Genomic DNA, 13,107 nt, shown 5'->3' with positions numbered 1-13,107 from the left:
CGGCATGACTGAAGGCAACGAGAGCGCGTCGTTCGCGCTCTTGGACGATTGCGACTCGACCGCGTCCGCGCGGTCGAGTCGTTTGTATTCCGGTTTCGTGCGCGAACGCGTGTGCACGGATCCGGCACGGCTCGACGAAGTCGATGCGGCGGTGGCGCAGGATCTGCGCGACGGGCTGCATGCGATCGTCGTCGGCGACTACGAATTCGGACGCAATCTGGACAGAGCGCAGCCGGGCCATGCCCCGCTGCGCTTTTTGCTGTATGCGCGCTGCGAGCGCCTGTCGCGCGATGAAGTCGATGCGTGGCTCGCGCAGCAGGACGGCGGCGGCCCGCCGTCGATCGCGGGCGTCGCGCACGTCGCGAAGAGCGTGTCGCGCGACGCGTTCGACGCGGCGATCGCCGCGGTGCACGACGCGCTGCGGGCGGGCGATTCGTATCAGATCAATTACACGTACCGGTTGAATTTCGACATGTTCGGCACGCCGCTCGCGCTGTACCGGCGGCTGCGCGCGCGTCAGCCTGTGCGTTACGGCGCGCTGATCGCGCTGCCCGACGGCGCGTGGGTCGTGTCGTGCTCGCCGGAGCTGTTCGTCGAGAAGCACGGCGACGTGCTGCGCGCGCGGCCGATGAAGGGCACCGCGCCGCGCTCGGCCGATCCGCGCGACGATGCGGCGGCTGCCGCGTTCCTCGCGAACGATCCGAAGAACCGCGCGGAAAACGTGATGATCGTCGACCTGCTGCGCAACGACGTGTCGCGGATCGCGCGCACGGGCACGGTCAAGGTGCCGGCGCTGTTCTCGGTCGAGCCGTACGCGTCGGTGTGGCAGATGACGTCGACGGTCGAGGCCGGCTGGCGCGACGGCACCACGTTCGCGCAGATGCTGCGTGCGCTGTTTCCGTGCGGATCGATCACCGGTGCGCCGAAGCACAAGACGATGGAACTGATCGACGCAATCGAGTCGACGCCACGCGGGCTCTATACGGGCGCGATCGGCTGGCTCGATGCACCGAAGGAAGGCCCTTCGGCAGGCGCTGCGGTGCCCGACGGCGTGGCCGGCTGCGGCGATTTCTGCCTGTCGGTCGCGATCCGGACGCTGACGCTCGATGCGACCGCCGTCGATGCGGCTGCAACGATCGACGCGCGCGACGCGGCAACGGCCGCTAGCGGCCGGCGGCGCGGCAGGATGGGTGTCGGCGCCGGCATCGTGCTCGACAGCGTCGCCGCCGACGAATATGCGGAGTGTGAATTGAAAGCGCGATTCCTGACCGATGCCGATCCCGGCTTCCAGTTGTTCGAAACCACGGCCGCGACACGTGCGGACGGCATCCGGCATCTCGAGCGCCATCTCGCGCGGCTGCAGCGCAGCGCGGATGCGTTCGGCTTCCGCCTCGACGCCGACGCGTTGCGCCGCGAGATCGACGTGCGCTGCGCGGCGCTCGACGGCGACGGCCCGTACCGGATGAAGCTCGCGCTCGCGAAGGACGGCACGGTCGACATCACGGCCGCGGTATTGAAGCCGCTGCCCGCGGGGCCGGTCGGCGTGATGCTCGCGTCCGCGCACGGCTTCGCGCCGACCCGCGCGGACGATGCGCTGCTCTTGCACAAGACGACGCACCGCGCGGAATACGATCGCGCGTGGCAGGCGGCGGAAGCGCTCGGCGGCTTCGACATGCTGTTCGTGAACGAGTGCGGCGAGGTGACTGAAGGCGGGCGGTCGAATGTGTTCGTGAAGCGTGATGGCGTATGGTTGACGCCGCCGTTGTCGTGCGGCGTGTTGCCCGGCGTGATGCGCGGTGTGCTGCTCGACGATCCGGCGCTAGGCGCAAAAGAGCGTGTGCTGACGCTCGACGATGTGCTGAACGCAGACGAGTTGATGATCTGCAATGCATTGCGCGGGTCGGTCGCGGCGCGGCTGATTCAAGGCAGCGCACCGGCCTGAACGCGGATTACTTCCGCGGCGTGCATTGCCAGCTTTGTACGATGGCGTGCCCACGCCTGTAACGCGCGACGCAAGTCTGCGCCTGTCTGCCGAGCGGTCGTGCGATCACGACGCTCGTATTCCCGTAGTCGCATGAGACCCAGTAATCCTCACGGTTTTCAGCGAGCGACCAGGTATAGACGTCGCTTTTGGGTTCGGAGCGCGAGCGGTTCGGCAGCAAGGACATCATCCGGTCCGGCGGCCCTGACCAGAAGGTGACGCTGGCAAGCGGGTAGGTGCTTTGCGTGTCGAAGCTTTTCCAGCCATCGGGTGGTTGACCGTCGAGCTGCTGGGTAACGGCAACGCGTGCGGGACAGTCTTCGGTCGCAGCGGACGCGGGTAATGCGACGAGTGAACTGCATGCGAGCGCGGCGATGGCGAGCAGCCGATGTTCAGCCGCCTTTTCATACACATGCGCCATCTTTTCCACTCCTTCGCTTGACGAAGGTTTGATGGTCGCAGCGACGAAGGTGTGCAGGAATAGGACGAGTTAGAAAGTACGCGCTGTTCGTCATGCACTACGAGAAACGGCGCACCGCATCGCGGCCACGTCAGCGAGTGTGCCGCAGCAAGCGCCGACCGCGCGCCACGGCACGCCCGTCCCGCGTCAGAACGAGTGTTCCGGGCCCGGGAACGTGCGGTCCTTCACCGCGCTCACGTACGCCTCGACGGCCGCCTGGATGTTCGGCTGCCCCTGCATGAAATCCTTCACGAAACGCGGCCGCTTGCCGGGGAAGATGCCGAGCATGTCGTGCAGCACCAGCACCTGGCCCGAGCAATCGAGCCCTGCGCCGATGCCGATCGTCGGGATCTTCAGCATGTGCGTGACTTCGGACGCGACGAGCGTCGGCACCGCCTCGAGCACCACGAGCTGCGCGCCCGCATCTTCGATCGCCCGCGCATCGCGCAGCAACTGCGCGGCGCCGGCTTCCGTGCGGCCCTGCACCTTGAAGCCGCCGAACGCATGCACCGACTGCGGCGTGAGGCCGAGGTGCGCGCACACCGGCACCGAGCGTTCGACGAGGAAGCGGATCGTGTCGGCGAGCCATTCGCCGCCTTCGAGCTTCACCATCTGCGCGCCGGCGCGCATCAGCGTGACCGCGTTCGCGAACGCCTCGGCCGGCGTGCCGTATGTGCCGAACGGCAGATCGGCGACGACGAGCGCGCGCGGCTGCACGCGCGCGACGCATGCGGTGTGGTACGCGATGTCGTCGAGCGACACCGGGAGCGTGGTCGTGTGGCCCTGCAGCACGTTGCCGAGCGAATCGCCGATCAGCAGCACGTCGGTGCCGGCGCGATCGAGCAGCGCGGAAAAGCTCGCGTCGTAGCAGGTGAGCATCGCGATCTTCTCGTCGGCTTCGCGCATTGCCTGCAGCTTGGGCACCGTGACGGCAGGCCGGCTCGATTCCTGGAGATAGGTCATGGGAAATCCGGTTCGATGGGGAGGAACGACAGGCGAGGACGCGTCAGCGCGTCGTCTCGCCCTTGACGAAGAATTCCTTGCGGCCGCGCATCGTGTCGATGCGCTCGACCAGCAGCGCGAGGTCTTCGGGGGAATCCAGCGGGTTCAGGTGTTCGGCTGCGACCGTCAGCACCGGCGTGCGGTCGTAGTGATAGAAGAATTCGTTGTATGCATCGACGAGCGAGCGCAGGTACGCGTCGCTGATCTGCAGCTCCATCGGCAGCCCGCGCTTCTGGATGCGCGAGAACAGCACCTCGGGGCTCGCCTGCAGGTAGACGACGAGATCGGGCGCGGGTGCCTGCGGCACGTCGAGGTGCGTCGCGATCGACCGGTACAGCTGCCATTCGTCTTCCGGCAGGTTCAGCCGCGCGAAGATGTCGTTCTTCTGCGGCATGAAATCGGCGACGACGGGCCGGCCCGTATCGAGCGCGCCGATCAGTTCGCGCGCCTGCTGCGCGCGCTGCAGCGCGAACGACAACTGCGCGGGCAGCGCGTAGCGCGCGGTGTCGCGATAGAAGCGTTCGAGGAACGGGTTGTCCTGCGGGCGTTCGAGCAGCGCCTGCATCGACCAGCGCTCGGCGAAGAGGCGCGCGAGCGTCGTCTTGCCGACGCCGATCGGGCCTTCGATCACGAGATAGCGATGCGGGGCGCGCAGGTCGGGCGCGGTGACGGTCAGCGGAGTGGTGTTCATCGGCAGGGGTTCTTGTCGGCGTCAGCGCCGGCGGCAAGGGCCTTCTGCATCAGGCATTGACAGGTCTGCACCTTCTCGACGCGCTGATCGGCGACGGCGGCGAGGAACGCATCGGCGCGGCCGCGCGCGGGGATGTCGAGCGCCGGTTCGATTTCGACGAGCGGCACGAGCGCGAATGCGCGATCGGTGAGGCGTGGATGCGGGACGATCAGATCGGGTTCGTCGATCGAATCGGAACCGAACAGCAGGATGTCGAGGTCGAGCGTGCGCGGCGCGTTGCGATACGGGCGCTCGCGCCCGAAGTGATGTTCGATCTTCTGGCAGAGCGCGAGCAGCTCCCGGGCCGACAGCGTCGTGTCGAGCTTGACGACGCAGTTGTAGTAATCGTCGCCGCCCGCTTCGAAGGGCGCCGTGCGATAAAGGCTCGATTTGCCGAGGATCGAGATGGTGCGCTGCTGAGCGAGGCACACCACCGCGTCCTTCAGGGTCTGGCGCGCATCGCCGAGATTCGCCCCCAGTCCGATATATGCAACCGTCATGGCATCACTTCCTACGTCGTTCGCCGGCGAGCGCGTCAGTCGTCGGAACCGCCCGCGGTGTCCGGCGCCTGCTCGGCGGCGCCTTCGCCCGGCTTGCGGTTTCGCGCACCGCCGCGGCGGCGCCGCTTGCGGGGCGATTTTTCCTTCGAGCCGCCCTGCGTGAGGAGTGCCTCACGGGCGGCCGCGTCGCCTTCGATGAAATCCGTCCACCACTGTCCGACTTCCGCATCGAGCTCGCCGGATTCGCAGCGTAACAGGAGGAAATCATACCCCGCTCTAAACCTTTGGTGTTCCAGCAGCCGCATCGCGCTGCGGCCCGAGCGTTTTTCGAGGCGCAGTTGCAGGCCCCAGATCTCGCGCATGTCGGCCGAGTAGCGCTTGTGGATCGCGAGCTTCTCGGTCTGCATGTCGAGCACGTCGTCCATCGCGCGATGGAGCGCCGGCACCGGGATTTCGCCCTCCGCCGTGTATTGCTCGAAGCGCTGGCGCATGTCGTGCCACAGCAGCGTCGCGAACAGGAAGCCCGGCGACACCGGCTTGCCGGCGCGCACGCGCGCATCGGTGTTGTTCAGCGCGAGCGTGATGAACTTCTCGCCCTGCGGCTGCTCGAGCACGACGTCGAGCAGCGGCAGCAGCCCGTGGTGCAGGCCTTCCTTGCGCAGCTGCTGCAGGCACGCGAGCGCATGGCCCGACAGCAGCAGCTTCAGCATTTCGTCGAACAGGCGTGCGGCCGGCACGTTGTTGATCAGGTCGGCGAGCGCGTTGATCGGCTCGCGCGTGTGCGGCTCGATCTCGAAGCCGAGCTTCGCCGCGAAGCGCACGACGCGCAGCATCCGCACCGGATCCTCGCGGAAGCGCGTGGCCGGGTCGCCGATCATCCGCAACAGGCGGGCGCGCATGTCGGCCATCCCGTCGTGGTAGTCGAGCACCGTCTGCGTCGACGGGTCGTAGTACATCGCGTTGATCGTGAAGTCACGGCGCGCGGCATCTTCGTGCTGTTCGCCCCACACGTTGTCGCGCAGCACGCGGCCGCTCGCGTCCACCGCATGCGTGCGGCGGTCGAGCTCGTCGCGCTTCAGGCGCTTCGGCGGCTCGGCCGCGGCGGCTTCGGGCGGCGCGTCGACCAGCGCGCGGAACGTCGACACCTCGATCAGTTCCTGGCCGAACTGCACGTGGACGATCTGGAAGCGGCGGCCGATCAGCCGCGCGCGGCGGAACAGGCGCTGCACCTCGGTCGGCGTCGCGTCGGTCGCGACGTCGAAGTCCTTCGGCGCGATGCCGAGCAGCAGGTCGCGCACGGCGCCGCCGACGATGAACGCGCGAAAGCCCGCCTGCTGCAGCGTGTCGGTCACGCGCACGGCGTTCCGCGAGATCAGCGACGGATCGATCTGGTGCACGCTGGCCGGCACGACGGTCGGCTCGTGGTTGCTGCGCGCCTTCCTGGCGCCGCCGCCGCGGCTCCCCTTCGCGGGGCGCGGGGCAGGGGCCGTTTCGGCGGCGGGCGCCTCGACGGGCGACATGTGTTCGGCGCCGTCCTGGCCGAGCAGCTTGCGAATGAATTTTTTGATCACGACGTTCAGAAGAGATCGAGGATGCGCCAGCCGCGGTCGCTTGCATGCGCACGCAGCGTGTCGTCGGGGTTGGTCGCGATCGGGTCGGTGACTTTCTCGAGCAACGGGATGTCGTTGTGCGAGTCGCTGTAGAAGTAGCTGTGTTCGAAGTCGTCCCAGTGCTTGCCGAGCGACGCGAGCCACGCTTCGGTGCGCACGATCTTGCCTTCGCGATAGCTCGGCGTGCCGGTCGGCCGGCCCGTGTACGGCGAGTCGGGATGGCCGTCGGTCGTTTCGACCTCGCACGCGATCAGCGTGTCGACGCCGAACGCGGTCGCGATCGGACGCGTGATGAACTCGTTGGTCGCGGTCACGACGCAGCACAGGTCGCCGGCATCGAGGTGCTTGCGCACGAGTTCGAGCGCGGCGGGCGTCATCGCGGGGCGGATCACCTCGTGCATGTACTGCTCGTGCCATTCGGCCAGCTGCGCGCGCGAATACTTCGCGAGCGGCGTGAGCATCGCGCACAGGTACGCATGGATGTCGAGCTTGCCGGCCTTGTAGTCGGCGAAGAACTGATCGTTCTGACGCGAGAAGCTTTCCGCGTCGACGATGCCGAGCTTCACCATGAAGCGGCCCCATTCGTGGTCGCTATCGGTCGGGATCAGCGTGTGATCGAGGTCAAAGAGTGCCAGATTAGTCATGGAAGCGCATTTTACTCGAAGCGGTTCGGGCCTGTGCCCGGTGGTGCGATGTCGTCGCCGGGGCGGGCCAGCATCCGGCGCAGCAGCGGCAGCGTGACGGCGCGTTTCTGCTCGAGCGAGAAGCGGTCGAGCGCGTCAAGCAGCGCCATCAGGCTCGGCATGTCGCGGCGGAAATGGGTGAGCAGGTAAGCGGCGATGTCGTCGGTGAGCGCGATCCCGCGCTCCTTCGCCGCGAGCTTCAGTACGGCGATCTTGCCGGCGTCGGACGGCGGCGACAGGTGGAACACGAGCCCCCAGCCGAGGCGCGTGCGCAGATCCTCGCGCACGTCGAGCGCGAGCGGCGCCGCGGGGCCCGCCGCGACGAACGCGCTCGACGGGTGCGCGCGGACCTCGTTGAACAGGTTGAACAGCGCGACCTGCTGCGTGTCGCTCATCTTGTCGCAGTCGTCGATCGCGTAGATGCCGATGCGCGGGTCGAACGTGAACGCGCCGAGCGGGCTTTGCGGCGTCAGATAGCGCGCGTAGCCGTACGACGCGTCGCTCACGAGCGCCTGCAGCAGGTGGGTGCGGCCGCTGCCGGGCTCGCCCCAGATGTAGAACGACCGGTCCGGCACGGGCCCCGCCGCGAGCGCGAGGTCGAGCTTCTGGAGCCGCGAGATGAGCTCGTCGTTCTCCTCATTCATGATGAAGTTGTCGAACGTGGCGGGCGGCGGCGTGCCGAGATCGAGCGTCAGTTGACGGGACACAACAGTCACAATGCAGGTCGGTTGATGAAACGCGCGCCGTACGCCGGGCACGCGCGGGGGGCTGCTCCGGTGCCTGAACACGCGGCCGCACGCACGGCGGCGCGCGGTTTCCGGCGCGGCTCGCGGGGCGATGAAAACGGGGACGTGTCGACCAAGATGCAATCCCTGACGATTCGGTGCTGGGAATTCCGGCCAACGGGCCGGCTTCGGGTAAAATCGCATTTTACCGACCTTCTCGCATTCCCCCATGAATCCTCCGAAATCCGCTCCCGACGCCCAAGGTCTGTCCTACCGCGACGCAGGCGTCGACATCGACGCGGGCGACGCGCTCATCGACAAGATCAAGCCTTTTGCGAAGAAAACCCTGCGCGACGGCGTGCTCGGCGGCATCGGCGGGTTCGGCGCGCTGTTCGAAGTGCCGAAGAAGTACCAGGAGCCCGTGCTCGTGTCGGGCACCGACGGCGTCGGCACCAAGCTCAAGCTGGCGTTTCATCTGAACAAACACGACACCGTCGGCCAGGATCTGGTGGCGATGAGCGTGAACGACATCCTCGTGCAGGGCGCCGAGCCGCTGTTCTTCCTCGATTACTTCGCGTGCGGCAAGCTCGACGTCGACACGGCCGCGACCGTCGTCAAGGGCATCGCGCACGGCTGCGAACTGTCGGGCTGCGCGCTGATCGGCGGTGAAACGGCCGAAATGCCGGGCATGTACCCGGACGGCGAATACGACCTGGCCGGTTTCGCGGTCGGCGCGGTCGAGAAGAGCAAGATCATCGACGGCAGCACGATCGCCGAAGGCGACGTGGTGCTCGGCCTTGCCTCGAGCGGCATCCACTCGAACGGCTTCTCGCTCGTGCGCAAGATCATCGAGCGCGCGAACCCCGACCTGTCGGCCGATTTCCACGGCCGCTCGCTGGCCGACACGCTGATGGCGCCGACGCGCATCTACGTGAAGCCGCTGCTCGCGCTGATGCAGAAGCTGTCGGTGAAGGGCATGGCCCACATCACCGGCGGCGGCCTCGTCGAGAACATTCCGCGCGTGCTGCGCGAAGGCCTCACGGCCGAGCTCGACCAGAACGCGTGGCCGCTGCCGCCGCTGTTCAAGTGGCTGCAGGAGCACGGCGGCGTCGCCGACGCGGAAATGCACCGCGTGTTCAACTGCGGGATCGGGATGGCCGTGATCGTTTCGGCAGCCGATGCCGACGCGGCGATCGCCGACCTGACGGCCGCCGGCGAACAGGTGTGGAAGATCGGCACCGTGCGTGCGAGCCGCGAAGGCGAAGCGCAGACGGTCGTGGTCTGACGCAGCGCGCCAAGTAGGATGCAGTAACGAAAGCCGCCCGGAGTCGATCCGGGCGGCTTTTTTTCTGGCATGGCGCTTGGCGTATCGGCGGGCGGCCGAAGGAGGAACGACGATGACCGAAGACGAGGGTATCGCGCGCAAGCAGGATCGATGCGCGGTGATCCTGCCCCGTTATTGATCGTCGATGCGGCCGTCGAGCACGCGTTCGAGCGTGTCGAGCGCCTGTGCCGTCGAATCCGGCGCGACGCAGTCGACGACGATCCGCTCCGGCATCGCGCGCAGCCATGTGATCTGCCGTTTGCACAGCTGGCGCGTCGCGAAGATGCCCTTGTCGCGCATGGTTCGGTAGTCGGTGTCGCCGTCGAGGAATTCCCACGCCTGCCGGTAGCCGACGCAGCGCATCGACGGCAGGCCGAGATGCAGATCCTTGCGGCGGCGCAGCCGTTCGACTTCGTCGATGAAGCCCGCGTCGAGCATCGCGTCGAAGCGTTGCGCAATGCGCGCGTGCAGCACCGCGCGGTCCGACGGTTCGAGCGCGACCGGCACGAAGCGATAGGCCGCGGCCGCGTCGTCCGCGCGCCGCGGCGCGGCGAGCAGCGCCGACATCGGCTGCCCGCTCAGCAGGAACACTTCGAGCGCGCGCTGGATCCGCTGCGAATCGTTCGGTGCGAGCCGCGCGGCCGTTGCGGGGTCGACCTGCGCGAGCCGCGCGTGGAGTGCCGGCCAGCCGTCGCGCGCGGCCTCGGCGTCGAGCTCCGCGCGCACAGCGGGATCGGCGGTCGGCAGGTCGTTGAGGCCCTGCGTGAGCGCCTTGTAGTACAGCATCGTGCCGCCCGCGAGCAGCGGCGTGCGGCCGCGCGCGACGATCTCGCCGATCAGGCGCAGCGCGTCCGCGCGGAATTCGGCCGCCGAATACGCATCGGCCGGGTCGATGATGTCGATCAGGTGATGCGGCACGCTCGCGCGCTCGTCGCGCGTCGGTTTCGCGGTGCCGATGTCCATGTCGCGGTAGACGAGCGCCGAATCGACGCTGACGATCTCGATCGGACGGCGCGCGGCGAGCGCCAGCGCCGCGGCCGTCTTGCCGGAGGCGGTGGGGCCGAGCAGGCAGGCGATCGTCGTCGGGGCGGACTGCGGTGAAGCGTTCATTGCCCGCGCATGAAGAGACGGTCGAGATCGTTCAGCGTGAGCTGATACCACGTCGGCCGGCCGTGATTGCACTGGTCCGCACGTTCGGTCGCTTCCATCTGGCGCAGCAGCGCGTTCATCTCGTCGAGCGTCAGGCGCCGGTTCGCGCGCACCGCGTGGTGACACGCAAGCGTGCCGAGCAACTCGTGCTGGCGTTCGGTGAGCACGCGCGAACCGCCGAACGCGTGCAGGTCGGCGAGCACCGCGCGCGCGAGCGACTGCAGGTCCGCGTCCTTCAGCAGCGCGGGCACCGCGCGGATCGCGAGCGACGTCGGCGACAGCACCGCGAGGTCGAAGCCGAGCGATTCGAGCGTGTCGCGTTCTTCCTCGACCGTGCCGATCTCGACCGGCGTCGCCGTCATCGAGATCGGCAGCAGCAGCGACTGCACGGCGACCGTGCGGTCGGCGAGGGCGTTCTTGAACTGTTCGTACAGGATCCGTTCGTGCGCCGCGTGCATGTCGACGATCACGAGGCCGTGCGCGTTCTGCGCGAGCACGTAGATCCCGTGGATCTGGCCGAGCGCGAAGCCGAGCGGCTGCTCGTCGTGCGCGGTGGCGGCGAGCGGCGACGCGACCAAGCCCGACAGCGGCGCGGCCGGCGCAGCCGCTGCATCCGCCGCGTCGCGCGCGACGATCGGCGTGCCGTCCGGCGTGCCCGCGCCGGTGTCCTTGCGGCCGAACAGCGCGTCGTAGAGCGCGAGCGGCTGCGCGACCGGCAGCGTGCCCTGTGTCATGCGCGCCTGGCGCATCCACGTGTTGCCCGACGACGAGGAGGACGACGGCGACGAGAAGCCGCTGCCGCCCGTGCCGGCGGCCGCGCCCTGGCCGAGCGGCGTATTCAGGAATGACGCCGGGCCGCTCGGCGCCGGTGAGAGTTGTGCGGCATGGCCGCCCGCGGTGGTTTCCGGCGACGCGCCTGCATGGCGCGCGAGCGCGCGCTGCACCGCGTGGAAGACGTACTGGTGGATCGAGCGCGAATCGCGGAACCGCACCTCGATCTTCGACGGGTGCACGTTCACGTCGACGGCTTCGGGCGGCAGATCGAGGAACAGCACGTACGACGGGTAACGATCGCCGTGGAGGACATCCTCGTACGCCGCGCGCACCGCGTGCGTGAGCAGCTTGTCGCGCACGAAGCGGCCGTTGACGAAGAAGTATTGCTGGTCGGCGCGGCCGCGGCTCGCGGTCGGCAGGCCCGCGCAGCCGTAGACGGCGAGCGGCCCGGCCTGCTCGTCGAGCGGCAGGTGTGCGGTCGCGAAGCCGTCGCCGAGGATCTTCGCGACGCGCTGTGCGGGTTCGGTCGCGTTCCAGTGCTCGACGGCCTTGCCGTTGTGCAGCACCGAGATCGCGACGTCCGGCCGCGCGAGCGCCGCGCGGCGGATCATTTCGAGGCAGTGGCCGAACTCGGTCTGCTCGCTTTTCAGGAATTTGCGGCGCGCGGGCGTGTTGAAGTACAGCTCGCGCACCTCGATCGTCGTGCCGACCGCGCCGGCGGCCGGCGACAGCGCGCCCGTGGTCGCGTCGATCTTCGTCGCATGCGCGACCTCGGCCGTGCGGCTCGTGATCGACATCTCGGCGACCGAAGCGATCGACGCGAGCGCTTCGCCGCGGAAACCCAGCGTCGCGACCGCCTCGAGCTCCTCGAGCGAGCGGATCTTGCTCGTCGCGTGGCGCATCAGCGCGAGCGGCAGTTCGTCGGGCGGAATCCCGCAGCCGTCGTCGGTGATCGAGATGCGCTTGACCCCGCCTTCCTCGAGCACGATGCGCAGCGTCGTCGCGCCGGCGTCCATCGCGTTCTCGAGCAACTCCTTGACGACCGACGCCGGGCGTTCGACCACCTCGCCGGCGGCGATCTGGCTGATCAGCTGGTCGGGCAGGGGCTGGATCGCGCGCAGCGGGCGCGCGGCGGGCGTGGGCACGGCGCCTGCGGCCGTTTCGGTGATTTCGGACATGGCCGAATTATAGCGAGGCGGCGGCGGATGCCGTGGCCGGGGCCGCTTACGTTTTTTTCACGGAGCCTTAAGGTAGTTTCGGTATGATGACTGCGTTCCGCGCACCGCCTTGTGCGGCGGGCACTTCCGCTTTTCGGCCGCTCCGGCCCTTTCGCCTTCGAGGAATCGCATTTGGATACGCTGCTTCATTTCGTCAACCTGGTCCTGCATATCGACGCGTTCCTCGGCGACTTCATCCGGCAGTACGGTGCGTGGGTGTATCTGGTGCTGTTCCTGATCGTGTTCTGCGAGACGGGGCTCGTCGTGTTGCCGTTCCTGCCGGGCGATTCGCTGCTGTTCATCGGCGGCGCGTTCGCGGCGACGGGCGACATGAACGTCGGCGGGCTGATCGTGCTGCTGCTGGTCGCGGCGATTGCCGGCAATACCGTGAACTACCTGATCGGCCGCTGGGTCGGGCCGAAGGTGTTCAATACGCATATCCCGGTGCTCGAGCGCTTCCTCGATCGTGCGGCGCTGCAGAAGACCCATTCGTTCTACGACAAGCACGGCGGCAAGACGATCGTGCTCGCGCGCTTCATCCCGGTCGTGCGCACGTTCGCACCGTTCGTCGCCGGCGCGTCGTCGATGAGCGTCGCGCGCTTCCAGCTGTTCAACGTGGTCGGCGCGTTGCTCTGGGTGCTGCTGCTGGTGCTGCTCGGCTACTTCTTCGGCAATATTCCGTTCATCCGCCAGTATCTGAACGTGATCGTGCTGGCGGGGATCGGCGCGGCGATCGTGCCGGTCGCGCTCGGCGCGCTCTGGAAGCTGGTGCGCGGGCGGCATTCGGGCGGTACGCAGAACACGCGCGGCCGCTGAGCCTGCGCGTTTTCCGCTTCGGCGCAGTGAAAAGCGTGGCAGTTGCCACGCTTTTTTTTGGTTCATCGAGGATTACCGGGGAACGCGGCGCGGATCTTGAGGAAGAAGTATTCGTCGTCGCGGTACCCGTAAGCCC

The 13,107-nt window shown here is 67.9% G+C and carries 12 protein-coding genes; 3 read left to right on the top strand and 9 right to left on the bottom strand.

Annotation, left to right across the window (positions count from 1 at the left end; genetic code table 11):
- Window positions 1-4 precede the first annotated feature (4 nt).
- Window positions 5-1,942, top strand: a complete 1,938-nt coding sequence (locus DIE16_RS25405; protein WP_124893644.1) for a chorismate-binding protein — start codon at window positions 5-7, stop codon at window positions 1,940-1,942.
- Between the two features lie 7 nt (window positions 1,943-1,949).
- Here DIE16_RS25405 and DIE16_RS25400 read toward each other — a convergent pair whose 3' ends face one another.
- The 7 genes from DIE16_RS25400 to hda all read right to left on the bottom strand — a co-directional run bounded on the left by DIE16_RS25400 (window position 1,950) and on the right by hda (window position 7,673).
- A complete protein-coding gene (locus DIE16_RS25400; RefSeq protein WP_124667551.1) occupies window positions 1,950-2,402 on the bottom strand; it encodes an STY0301 family protein in 453 nt (150 codons plus the stop codon).
- A 186-nt stretch (window positions 2,403-2,588) separates the two neighbouring features.
- Window positions 2,589-3,404, bottom strand: coding sequence for a 3-methyl-2-oxobutanoate hydroxymethyltransferase (panB, locus tag DIE16_RS25395; protein WP_044844052.1), 816 nt, complete (start codon window positions 3,402-3,404; stop codon window positions 2,589-2,591).
- Window positions 3,405-3,447: 43 nt separating this feature from the next.
- Window positions 3,448-4,134 (bottom strand): deoxynucleoside kinase, encoded by a 687-nt coding sequence (locus DIE16_RS25390; RefSeq protein ID WP_044844053.1) that lies wholly within the window; start codon window positions 4,132-4,134, stop codon window positions 3,448-3,450.
- The gene (gene folK, locus DIE16_RS25385) at window positions 4,131-4,673 is read right to left on the bottom strand and encodes a 2-amino-4-hydroxy-6-hydroxymethyldihydropteridine diphosphokinase (RefSeq protein WP_044844054.1); all 543 of its coding nucleotides are present in this window, start codon (window positions 4,671-4,673) and stop codon (window positions 4,131-4,133) included. The genes DIE16_RS25390 and folK overlap by 4 nt, the downstream gene beginning before the upstream one ends.
- A gap of 35 nt (window positions 4,674-4,708) precedes the next feature.
- Entirely contained in the window at window positions 4,709-6,244 is a 1,536-nt protein-coding gene (pcnB, locus tag DIE16_RS25380; RefSeq protein WP_124893643.1) for a polynucleotide adenylyltransferase PcnB, read from the bottom strand.
- A gap of 5 nt (window positions 6,245-6,249) precedes the next feature.
- Entirely contained in the window at window positions 6,250-6,927 is a 678-nt protein-coding gene (locus tag DIE16_RS25375; RefSeq protein ID WP_044844056.1) for an HAD family phosphatase, read from the bottom strand.
- Between the two features lie 11 nt (window positions 6,928-6,938).
- Window positions 6,939-7,673 (bottom strand): DnaA regulatory inactivator Hda, encoded by a 735-nt coding sequence (gene hda, locus DIE16_RS25370; protein ID WP_044844057.1) that lies wholly within the window; start codon window positions 7,671-7,673, stop codon window positions 6,939-6,941.
- 247 nt (window positions 7,674-7,920) lie between these two features.
- On the opposite strand from hda, the gene purM reads away from it, so the two are divergent.
- The gene (purM, locus tag DIE16_RS25365; protein WP_014897998.1) at window positions 7,921-8,976 is read left to right on the top strand and encodes a phosphoribosylformylglycinamidine cyclo-ligase; all 1,056 of its coding nucleotides are present in this window, start codon (window positions 7,921-7,923) and stop codon (window positions 8,974-8,976) included.
- Window positions 8,977-9,147: 171 nt separating this feature from the next.
- Here the strand turns inward: purM and miaA are convergent, their stop codons facing one another.
- Together miaA and mutL are read right to left on the bottom strand one after the other, a co-directional pair.
- A complete protein-coding gene (gene miaA / locus DIE16_RS25360) occupies window positions 9,148-10,125 on the bottom strand; it encodes a tRNA (adenosine(37)-N6)-dimethylallyltransferase MiaA (RefSeq protein WP_124893642.1) in 978 nt (325 codons plus the stop codon).
- Window positions 10,122-12,116 (bottom strand): DNA mismatch repair endonuclease MutL, encoded by a 1,995-nt coding sequence (gene mutL / locus DIE16_RS25355; RefSeq protein WP_124893641.1) that lies wholly within the window; start codon window positions 12,114-12,116, stop codon window positions 10,122-10,124. Before mutL ends, miaA begins: the two co-directional genes overlap by 4 nt.
- A gap of 171 nt (window positions 12,117-12,287) precedes the next feature.
- Here mutL and DIE16_RS25350 point away from each other — a divergent pair, with 171 nt between their 5' ends.
- On the top strand, window positions 12,288-12,971 hold the full coding sequence (locus DIE16_RS25350) for a DedA family protein (protein WP_185735515.1): 684 nt from the start codon (window positions 12,288-12,290) through the stop codon (window positions 12,969-12,971).
- Window positions 12,972-13,107: the final 136 nt, after the last annotated feature.

This window comes from Burkholderia sp. Bp9090 (assembly GCF_003857985.1).
Classification (GTDB): domain Bacteria; phylum Pseudomonadota; class Gammaproteobacteria; order Burkholderiales; family Burkholderiaceae; genus Burkholderia.
Note: the sequence above shows the minus strand (reverse complement) of the source record. Positions and strands in the feature narration are given on the sequence as shown.

What these genes read in the sequence shown, in the direction of transcription:
- DIE16_RS25405 (WP_124893644.1), top strand. Translation starts at nt 5, where the DNA reads ATGACTGAAGGCAACGAGAGCGCGTCGTTCGCGCTCTTGGACGATTGC.
- DIE16_RS25400 (WP_124667551.1), bottom strand. Translation starts at nt 2,402, where the DNA reads ATGGCGCATGTGTATGAAAAGGCGGCTGAACATCGGCTGCTCGCCATC.
- panB (WP_044844052.1), bottom strand. Translation starts at nt 3,404, where the DNA reads ATGACCTATCTCCAGGAATCGAGCCGGCCTGCCGTCACGGTGCCCAAG.
- DIE16_RS25390 (WP_044844053.1), bottom strand. Translation starts at nt 4,134, where the DNA reads ATGAACACCACTCCGCTGACCGTCACCGCGCCCGACCTGCGCGCCCCG.
- folK (WP_044844054.1), bottom strand. Translation starts at nt 4,673, where the DNA reads ATGACGGTTGCATATATCGGACTGGGGGCGAATCTCGGCGATGCGCGC.
- DIE16_RS25375 (WP_044844056.1), bottom strand. Translation starts at nt 6,927, where the DNA reads ATGACTAATCTGGCACTCTTTGACCTCGATCACACGCTGATCCCGACC.
- purM (WP_014897998.1), top strand. Translation starts at nt 7,921, where the DNA reads ATGAATCCTCCGAAATCCGCTCCCGACGCCCAAGGTCTGTCCTACCGC.
- miaA (WP_124893642.1), bottom strand. Translation starts at nt 10,125, where the DNA reads ATGAACGCTTCACCGCAGTCCGCCCCGACGACGATCGCCTGCCTGCTC.
- mutL (WP_124893641.1), bottom strand. Translation starts at nt 12,116, where the DNA reads ATGTCCGAAATCACCGAAACGGCCGCAGGCGCCGTGCCCACGCCCGCC.